The sequence below is a fragment of the Moorena sp. SIO4G3 genome, from assembly GCF_010692305.1.
Classification (GTDB): Bacteria; Cyanobacteriota; Cyanobacteriia; order Cyanobacteriales; family Coleofasciculaceae; genus Moorena; species Moorena producens_A.
On the sequence record NZ_JAAHIG010000066.1, the window covers coordinates 22,370 to 31,943 of the forward strand.

The window sequence follows — 9,574 nt, forward strand, 5'->3', positions numbered from 1 at the left end:
GGGAACAGAAAAAAATGCTCTTAGGTATCTGGTATGCTTAACTGTTGTTAATTTTAATTACTTAAAAATACTAGTATGTCTAGCTTAGATATAGCGTTTATATTTGATATATAAACCTATAATGTCTTTTTTGATTGGACAATAAAACTCCGGATATAGCTCTTGATACTCTTGAATTTTGCCCTTATAAAGGGGGTGTAGGTGCGATTAATTGTGCCGTTTTCGGCAATAATTTTGTTTACAAACTAGATACAAAAACTATATTTTGACAATTGCTTTTTTCTGCTAAATTTTTATAAAAAATTACGAAAAGTGTTGTTTTTTAACATTTAACATACTAATTATGGAATTACCTATATCTTTAGGCATATTGTGTTCATCAACCATCAACTAAGTAGTATGATTGGAATTGTTACCCTTGATTCCTTACATATAGTAAGTCGATGGCATTAATTAAATCCCCTAACCTAGGATAGAACTATATTTTTTTTTCAAAGGAATTATTGGGAGGGATTTTAATCATAAAAACTTGGTAAATTTTAGTTTAATAACTAATTATTAACTACATCTTCAAAACTATAAATCCGGATAGTTATTAAAAATTGAGCAGCCACTGGATTTAGAAAGAGCTAATACTAGTTTGTGAAGAGTTTGTGAATTACTCTTAACTTAAAAAAGCTTAAAATTATTTCCAGACAAATTTTCCAGAAAAAACTGAACACTTAAGACATATTTCTGTTCCCTGTTCCCTGCGCGCAGCGCTATCAGTTATTAATTTTTGACTCTAATAGTCTTGGTAAAAAAACGCAGCAGGATATGGATGGGAACCATAATTCCAATCAAGATGGTAGTGCTAACTAGTAGATAGGGATTTTTTGCTATCTCACATTTCGCACTTGAAAGTGTAGTTTGGAAACTACTGCGTCTCGCTACGGGAACACAAACACCGAGAACCGCTTAATTTAGAACACCTTAAGTATTTCTAATCAACAATATCGCCAGAATCCCCAGAGTATAGATACTAGAGTCTACATACTAAACTGAATGTTACAAACTGACGTGTGGACTATCGCCTCACAGTCTATCGCCCTGAATTTGATCCTTGACTCCCAGAGCCACTGCATCTAGACCGTGATACACCCATAATTTTATATCCCAAAGGAATCATTACAAATGTTACCTTGCACTGTCAATGAAAAGCTGTAGCCAATGTCTCAGAGGATTTGGTTACATCGTGGCGGCTATCTGCTGACCATTTAGCCCACTAATCTACCGCTTTATTGAGACTATTATCAATTAACTTGAAATTTGACGGCAAAATTTGCCCAAAACTGATTTTATGATTATTATACTTAATTTATTTAAATTGTCAAGTGTTCAATGTAACTAATTGATTATCCTGCCACCTAACTATCCATTCCGTGCCATACTGAAATAAAGCTATAGGTGCGCTTTCCGGATTAAGAATTAAATTCGCCACGGGTCGCACCTCCTGATCTGATCAGGTTAGTGATCCTTAAAAGCCTGTGTGACACTTAACTATAGAATTTCCATTTGAGTTGTGAACCTAATTGCTTAGGAAAAGGCAAGAGGCAAGAGGCAAGAGGCAAGAGGTAATAAAGTATATAAAGATTTTTGGTAGCGATGCAGCGCCGACCTGCGGGGGTTTCCCCCACTCGCGCTTTGCATCAAGACAATCGATAAAATTGTAATACTTGTTTACAATTCATTTGGAAATTCTATAGCAGTTGTCAATTGGGTGAGGTAATTTCGTCCTGGGTTAATGGGAGTAGGGAGTAGGGAGTAGAGAGTAGAGAATAGAGAGTAGGAATCCCCGCGCGCAAGAGGCTAAGAAAATTGAATGTACCTAATCGGTATGATCAACACTATATATATTCCTTATAATTATTCAAACAATTGATATACCTTGGTTTTGGTCATCTCTGACTCAAGACCATCAGCAAAAGGTGCACAGAGTAAGGCGATGACAGTAGATCAGCTCATAGATGTACTCACAGTGATGGGGTACACTAAATTGACTTCCCTTCAGAAATGGATTCTGTATCAAACCTGGGAAGAAAAAACCTATACCGAGATGGCGGAGGAAATACACTACGGTAGTGAATATCTCAGGAGAATCGCTTCTAAGTTATGGCTATTGCTCAGCAAGATTTTTGACAAACCAATCACTAAGGGCAACTTCAAACCAGTTTTAGCTAGCATTCCTCTGAATCCCTTACACCAAGAGCGAATCGAGCAATATTATCAATCCTTGAGCCAATGCCCAACTTTTCCCATTGGAGTAGTTCCCCTATCATCAGCCTTTTACATTAAACGTCCCCCTGTGGAAGAAATGGCTTACCAAGCCATTGAACAACTCGGAAGCCTAATTCTGATTAGATCCCCGAAAGAGACTGGTAAAACCTCTTTGATGCTGCGGATACTAGACCGGGCAAAATCCCTGGGTTACGGAACAGTATGGATTAATTTTGCCCAAGCAGAAAGAGGGATTTTAAGTAATTTAGATCGGCTATTACGCTGGTTGTGTGCTAATCTATCTAATCAACTGGTGCTTGCCAAGCAACTGGATGACTATTGGGATGAGGACATCGGCAGTAAAGCAAGCTGTAGCTCTTTTTTTCAAGGACATATCTTAGAGTCCCTTGAACAGCCCCTAGTTTTGGCAGTGGATGAAGTGAATCGGCTCCTTGAGCATACCGAAACAGCTCTTGACTTTTTTCCTCTGTTGCGATCTTGGTCTGAGGCTGCCAAACAGGTGACACCTTGGCAAAAGCTGCGGCTTGTGGTTGCTTACTCCACAGAAGTTGATATTCCTGTTACAATAGCTGACTATTTATCGAATTTAGGATTGCCCATTGAATTACCGCAGTTTAACCCTCAACAAATTCAGCAGTTAGCCCAGCTTTATGGACTCGATTGGTTTAGAGGTCAAGCTAGCGAGAAATTAATGGCTATGGTGGGGGGACATCCGAAATTAGTTCAGCTTGCTCTCTATCACTTGGCTTGTCAAAACCTTAGCCTAGAAAAACTTCTTGAGCAAGCACCTACCCGAGAGGGAATTTATAGGGATCATCTGCTGCTAAAATTAACTAGACTTAGGCAAAATGCTGAGTTAGCCACTTTCTTCAACAAGGTGATTCAAACCGATAGAGGTGTTGAGTTAGATTCAATCTTAATCAATAGATTAAAAAATATAGGTTTGATAACCTTTGACGAAAATCACGTCATGCCAAGTTGTGATTTATATCGTCAGTATTTCTTAGCACAGCTTAATGAGAAGTGATTTATCTCCAAGAGAGTTGGGACAGCTATTGAACATCTAATTTGCCCAAGTGATTAATGCCCAACTGACTAATAAGTTTCTTTGAGTTTGATGTTGACGGTTAACCTTAAGCAATGAACCGTTAACCGTAAAAATTAAGATTAACTATAGCATTTTAATTAGACTAGAGATGATTTTTTATAACATCAATCCTTTAAAACTACTGTGCCTGAGCTTGTTCAACCTATTGTTTAACCTGTAGGCTATCAACATGTTTAGGCATGACTAGTAAAGGAGGTGGGCTTGAGCGGTAAGCTAATTGTTTTCGAGGGAGTGGAAGGCGGTGGGAAAACTACCCAACTACAGCGATGCTCAAATTGGCTTCGAGCTGGTGGCTTACAAGACTGTCTAGGTACTTTGGATCAAACCATGCCCGTTGTAGTCACTAGAGAACCGGGGGGAACATTATTAGGCGCTAAGGTTAGGCAACTGCTACTGGATAAAGATTCCTCACCGATTCACCCTCGGGCTGAACTTTTACTCTATGCTGCTGATCGGGCTGAACATGTTGAAGAGTTGATTAAGCCACAGTTGGTCAACGGAGCAATTATTTTATGCGATCGCTACACGGATTCCACAATTGCCTACCAGGGTTATGGGCGAGGTATTGACTTGAAATTGATTGAGCAGCTTAATCAAATTGCTACCGGTGGACTGGAAAGTGACCTCACCCTGTGGCTAGATATTGATGCGGAAATTGGTCTGGAACGGGCGCGACAGCGGGGAACCGTTGACCGCATGGAGCAAGCTGACTTAGCATTTCACCGACGAGTGCAGCAGGGATTTCAGCAGTTGTATCAACAAAATCGAGATCGGATTGTTCGGGTAGAAGCTAGCTACAGTGAGGAGGAGGTGCATAATGCCATTCAGAAGATTTTGCGTGAACGGTTTAAATCATGGTTCCAGGAGCATTCGATTTTATCCTAGGGCAATACCAAGCGATCGCATTATTGCACGGAGCAATTACAACCAAGCGCATTGCCCCTGCCTACCTGTTTGCCGGTCCATCTGGGGTGGGGCGGAATCTGGTAGCACGGGCTTTTATTGAACAGTTGTTTGGTCAAGGTATCCCAGCTGATGGGCAAGTATCAATTAAAAAACGACTGATTCAGGGCAATCACCCCGATGTATTGTGGGTAGAGCCAACCTATCTCCACAATGGTATACTTGTTTCTGCTAAAGAGGCTGTCCAAAAAGGAATTCAGCGTCAGGCACCCCCCCAAATTCGGTTGGAACAAATTCGGGAAATTGCTCGGTTTCTGAGTAATTCTCCTCTAGAAGCATCGCGCAAGGTGGTGGTACTAGAGCAGGCAGAAACTATGGCAGAGCCAGCAGCCAATGGTTTGCTGAAGACTCTCGAAGAACCGGGAAACGCTACATTGATAGTGATCGCACCTAGCACTGAGTCTTTGTTGCCGACCCTAGTGTCTCGCTGTCAGCGGATTCCATTTTATCGCCTGGGGCCCGAAACTATGACAACAGTGCTGCGGCAAACCGGTCATCAACAGATTTTACAGGAACCATCAGTACTCGCTATTGCCCAGGGAAGTCCAGGGGAAGCGATCGCTGCTTTTGAACAACTCCAAGCTATGCCCCCAAAGTTACTCACCCAACTTACCCAGTTACCCCACACATCCCGTCAAGCGTTGGAACTGGCAAAGGAAATCGACAACAACCTGGATACCCACGCTCAGCTTTGGTTAGTGAAGTATTTACAACACTGCTATTGGCAATCACACACTCAACCAGACATGATTAAAAAGCTAGAGCAAGCTCGGCGATACCTGCTCAGTTATGCTCAGCCGCGATTGGTTTGGGAGGTAACCCTGTTGGAATTGAGTATTCTTGAATGATCAAGGATTTAGGATCAATTATAAAGTCGAAATTGTAAACGATGAAGTGGAAAATATCAAGCATAAAATAGGAAGGATCAAGGATAAGGTGGAAAGGATCAAGGATAAAGCTCCATCAAGTATTTTCTAATACTGGATATTTAGGTGCGCTCTTACCATTAAGAATTAAATTCGCGTGATTGTCGCACCTGAAGAAAATCCTACTAATCAAAATCGTTATGACTATGATATAATTGTAAAGGTTCGTAAATAATCAATTAGATTTGATACCATTTGTGTGGTTGGTTACAGATAATGTCATGGTCTGGGCATGGGCATGGGATATTGGTTGGATCATTTTCTTATCCATGAACTCCCTCTTAAGATGTATGTATTTAGCCAGCACTGTGAGAAATATTATCGGTAGCATGGTTTGAGTTTGCCACCACTTGATCAGCAATCTGTAGCCAACTGACACCCTAGACACTTTAAGGAGCATAACTATATGACTACAACAGAAGGATGTCTCCGGGTAGGCCAACTGGCTCCCGACTTCACGGCCACTGCTGTATTCGAGCAAGAGTTCAAGACAATTAAACTGTCTGACTATCGTGGTAAATACGTCGTTGTGTTTTTCTATCCCCTAGACTTCACTTTTGTTTGTCCTACCGAAATTACTGCATTTAGCGATCGCTTTGAAGAATTCAAAGAACTAGGCACCGAAGTCCTTGGCGTCTCTGTTGACAGTGAATTCTCTCACCTAGCTTGGATTCAGACTGACCGCAAGAATGGTGGTGTAGGCGATCTAGCTTATCCTCTGGTTTCTGATATCAAAAAAGAAATCAGCACAGTTTACAACGTTCTTGACCCGGAAGCCGGTATTGCCTTGCGTGGTTTATTCATCATCGACAAGGAGGGCATAATCCAGCATTCTACTGTCAATAACCTCTCCTTTGGTCGTAGCGTTGACGAAACCCTGCGTACCTTGAAAGCGATTCAATACGTTCAAGCTCATCCCGATGAAGTTTGCCCAGCAGGGTGGCAACCAGGTGACAAAACTATGAACCCTGACCCTGTTAAATCAAAGGTTTACTTTGCTGCGGTATAACCGAATCGCAAATATCTCCGCCCTCCTACCTTGAAGACGGAGCTTTGATACTGGGAAATTGAGTGGGTATAATACCTCTTCAATTTCCCATTAACATTATGGGAAGATTTTGAGGGTAGTGATAAATAGGTAGTGATACAACAGCAGTTTTCAATTAGGTGAGGTACTTTTGTATTGGGTTTTAGAGAGCAGGAAGTCGGGAGTCGGGAGTCGGGAGTCGGGAGTCGGGAGTCGGGAGTCGGGAGTCGGGAGTCGGGAGTCGGGAGTCGGGAGTAGCGAAAATTTTCTATACCTTACCAAAATCAGAATTGCCATAGCACGGAAGTACCGGAAAACAACATAGGTGCGCTCTTACCATTAAGAATTAAATTCGCCACGGGTCGTACCTGTTGCTGTCCTCCCGCACTAGACCAGTCAAGAATGCTCGTTCTTTGTGGCAAAATGGTCAAGAAGTCTGTGTCAGTACCTACAGATGTTGGTCCGCATATAGTGAGTAGGAGGAGTGTGAATCCATTGAATCAAAAAATGGCGCTGCCTGGGAGGAAATACAATGTCAGAAGAGCAAAAACAGCAGCCAGAAGCGGCAAATGAAGAACCAATTCAAACGCCGCCGACACCATCAGTGACAGATAAATCCGAAGACAGCTTGGAAACAACAAGTCCATCGCCTCAGACAACTGGCAAAGGAAAGTTATCGTCTTCTGAGCCTAAGTCTGGATTAATGAATCGCTTGCTGCCGATTCTTAGTACTCTTGGCCGGTTTTGGGATGGCACCTTAAAAAAAGTCCGCTCCTTGCTACCGGCAGCTTGGAATGAAAAACTGTCTGATTGGATGTTGACTGGTGCGATCGCAAGCGTGGTAGTAGTCATTCTATGGACAACACTAGCGCTTCTACCAAAGACACCAGCACAGGTGGCACAAGTTCCTGGTGATACCATTAATTCTCCAGAAAATTTGGAAGTGGCTGAGGAATCACAACTTGTGGAATCGGAACCCATACCCACACCAGAGTTAACTCCTGAACAAAGCCTGATTGTAGCAATTCAAAATCAAATTACGGGTATTACGGCTCAGTACGGTAATGACCTGATTCAAGCAATTGAAGCGAACTTTCTCACAAGTATGCTTTTGGTGAAGGTCAGTGATGAGTGGTACCAACTCAACGATGCTCAGCAGAATACCTTAGCTCAAAGGATGCTGAGTCAGTCTCAAGAATTAGACTTTAGCAAGTTGGAAATTACTGACCTAGAGGGAACGTTAGTTGCCCGTAGTCCTGTGGTGGGGTCAAGTATGGTCATTTTTACCCGACATTAATTCTGTTATCTGTTAACGGTTGAGGGTTGACCCTTGACTGTCAACCCTCAACAACCCTAACTATTTAGGTGATCTGGTGATCTATATAGGTGATCAAATAAGTGATCAAATCAATAATCTGATCACTTATTATCTGTCCACTAACCCCCGGCTAATGGGTTCAAGCGCTTCATGGCACGATTGACCACATCGGAGTAGCGTAATTCCCCACACAGAATGTTGAGCATGATTTGAGTAGCAACGGGTTTTTTAACGCCGACTTTGTAGGCAATTCCAGGAAAGCGGTAGAAAGCACCAGCGAGCTTAGCAGCCCAACTCATATCAGTTCCCCGTTCTTCCTGCATGACCTGGGTATAGTTTTCTAAGGCATCTGCTTGACCTGCCAAAGCTTGTTGAATGGCCTCAGCTGCTTTCATGCCACTGAACATAGAGGGTCGAATTCCCTCAGCAGTCATGGGATCCACCACACAGGCAGCTTCCCCAGCTAATACAGCATTTTGTGTATGCAGCTTTTCCTGACCTTCCCAGACACAGATGGCACCTTCGTGCTGTTTACAGCTACTCAAGTCTAAGCCAGATTTCTCGGCATAACCTTTGACGATCTTTTCCATGTCTTTCAGGTCACCACCCCGTAAGGAGCCAAGACCAATGGAGTAACCTTCGGCTTTAGGAATACTCCAAATAAAGCCATTTTTGACCTGACCAAAGTCAAAATGGATCTCCTTACTATTGGTGTCCGATTTGGGCACCTCTAGGGCTAATGCTAAACGTGACTTACGTTCTTTGAATCCCAACCATTTTGCCATCGGTCCAGTAGCACCGTCAGCCGCAATCACGTAGCGACCTTCAACAGTGCCATTGACAGTGTTGACCTGCCAGTGGTCTCCCTTAAACTCTACCCCTGTAACTGCTGTATTATCTCGAATTTCAGCACCTTGTTTTTGGGCTTGTTGGATGAGATAGTGATCGAAAACATCTCGTTGCACCATCCAAACCGGTTCTTGAGTGTCCAGTTTCACCTCTACTGGGTCATCCATTTTCCAGGTGTAGCGTACACTCTCAGCTTTGAGAGATATGGCAGGTGTAAAGTCGAAATCAAACCACTGTTGCACTTGTGGGGAAACCGCACCACTACAAGCCTTGTACCGGGGTAAGGATTCTTTTTCTAGAACCACCACAGACTTTCCAGCTTTAGCCAGGTGATAAGCAGCTGTTCCACCAGCCGGTCCCGCACCAACGATTATGCAGTCAAACATGATGTTTCTACTTTACTCCTCAAAGATTTATCGATTGAAGTTCACAGACTAACAGCCCAGTGTGTCAGCCTACTATCCAAGTTGAGTGACCAATTTACCAGGACTTACTCACCCATGATGCCCAGCAATTGAGACAAACTAACATTCGGGAATTGTAAAATCACTATCAATTCATAATAATGACCCTACAAACATTGCAGGGTCGAGATTAGGCTATTACCAAAATGCTTACCCTTAATCGATAACATCCTGAAAACGCCTAATCAGTTATTATCTGGATGCACCTCTACACTGATAGTTTTTGTCTCTTGTTCATTCAATTTTTCAGTCATTAGACTCGTTAATCCGGATAGTTTAGTTGGCTAATTATTAGGGTAATCATTAGTTTGTATAACCATTATTGACCTATAATTTTTGAAACATGTAGAGTTTTGAGCAATCTTTATTAAAGTTTCACGAATTCACAGCCAAAACTATAGCCAAAACGATTAGTGTATTTTTTCCTTCCCCATCCTCTTTCCCTATGAGCGTCTTCTCAATCCTCAGTCTATCTCAAATCGGTTGGTATCGGTATTGAGGAGTTCAACCAAGGTAGGAGAGATTTTGTTATAGGAGATTTGGGTAGACTTGGTAAGTTATATCAGATGGCCATTATCTTAGAAGTCTAATGCCGTCACCCTGCGGGCGCACGGCCGCACCCAACGCAGCACCGCACGACTT

8 protein-coding genes are annotated in these 9,574 nt (G+C 42.5%); 5 read left to right on the forward strand and 3 right to left on the reverse strand.

The features are described 5' to 3' along the window. Nucleotides 1-1,535 precede the first annotated feature (1,535 nt). A complete protein-coding gene (locus F6J99_RS14575) occupies nucleotides 1,536-1,676 on the reverse strand; it encodes a hypothetical protein (RefSeq protein ID WP_293113544.1) in 141 nt (46 codons plus the stop codon). A gap of 344 nt (nucleotides 1,677-2,020) precedes the next feature. On the opposite strand from F6J99_RS14575, the gene F6J99_RS14580 reads away from it, so the two are divergent. From F6J99_RS14580 to F6J99_RS14595, 4 genes are all read left to right on the forward strand, one after another. Then, nucleotides 2,021-3,304 (forward strand): AAA-like domain-containing protein, encoded by a 1,284-nt coding sequence (locus F6J99_RS14580; protein WP_293113545.1) that lies wholly within the window; start codon nucleotides 2,021-2,023, stop codon nucleotides 3,302-3,304. Nucleotides 3,305-3,586: 282 nt separating this feature from the next. Then, nucleotides 3,587-4,270, forward strand: a complete 684-nt coding sequence (gene tmk, locus F6J99_RS14585; RefSeq protein WP_293113546.1) for a dTMP kinase — start codon at nucleotides 3,587-3,589, stop codon at nucleotides 4,268-4,270. Next, the gene (holB, locus tag F6J99_RS14590) at nucleotides 4,240-5,196 is read left to right on the forward strand and encodes a DNA polymerase III subunit delta' (protein WP_293113547.1); all 957 of its coding nucleotides are present in this window, start codon (nucleotides 4,240-4,242) and stop codon (nucleotides 5,194-5,196) included. Before tmk ends, holB begins: the two co-directional genes overlap by 31 nt. Nucleotides 5,197-5,680: 484 nt before the next feature. Beyond that, nucleotides 5,681-6,283: a peroxiredoxin gene (locus F6J99_RS14595; RefSeq protein ID WP_293113548.1), complete on the forward strand. Its 603-nt coding sequence runs from the start codon at nucleotides 5,681-5,683 to the stop codon at nucleotides 6,281-6,283. Nucleotides 6,284-6,433: 150 nt separating this feature from the next. Here F6J99_RS14595 and F6J99_RS14600 read toward each other — a convergent pair whose 3' ends face one another. Next, on the reverse strand, nucleotides 6,434-6,598 hold the full coding sequence (locus F6J99_RS14600; protein ID WP_293113549.1) for a hypothetical protein: 165 nt from the start codon (nucleotides 6,596-6,598) through the stop codon (nucleotides 6,434-6,436). 235 nt (nucleotides 6,599-6,833) lie between these two features. Here F6J99_RS14600 and F6J99_RS14605 point away from each other — a divergent pair, with 235 nt between their 5' ends. After that, nucleotides 6,834-7,598: a hypothetical protein gene (locus tag F6J99_RS14605; RefSeq protein WP_293113550.1), complete on the forward strand. Its 765-nt coding sequence runs from the start codon at nucleotides 6,834-6,836 to the stop codon at nucleotides 7,596-7,598. Nucleotides 7,599-7,738: 140 nt separating this feature from the next. On the opposite strand, the gene F6J99_RS14610 is transcribed toward F6J99_RS14605, so the two are convergent. Then, nucleotides 7,739-8,854 (reverse strand): geranylgeranyl reductase family protein, encoded by a 1,116-nt coding sequence (locus F6J99_RS14610; protein ID WP_293113551.1) that lies wholly within the window; start codon nucleotides 8,852-8,854, stop codon nucleotides 7,739-7,741. Nucleotides 8,855-9,574: the final 720 nt, after the last annotated feature.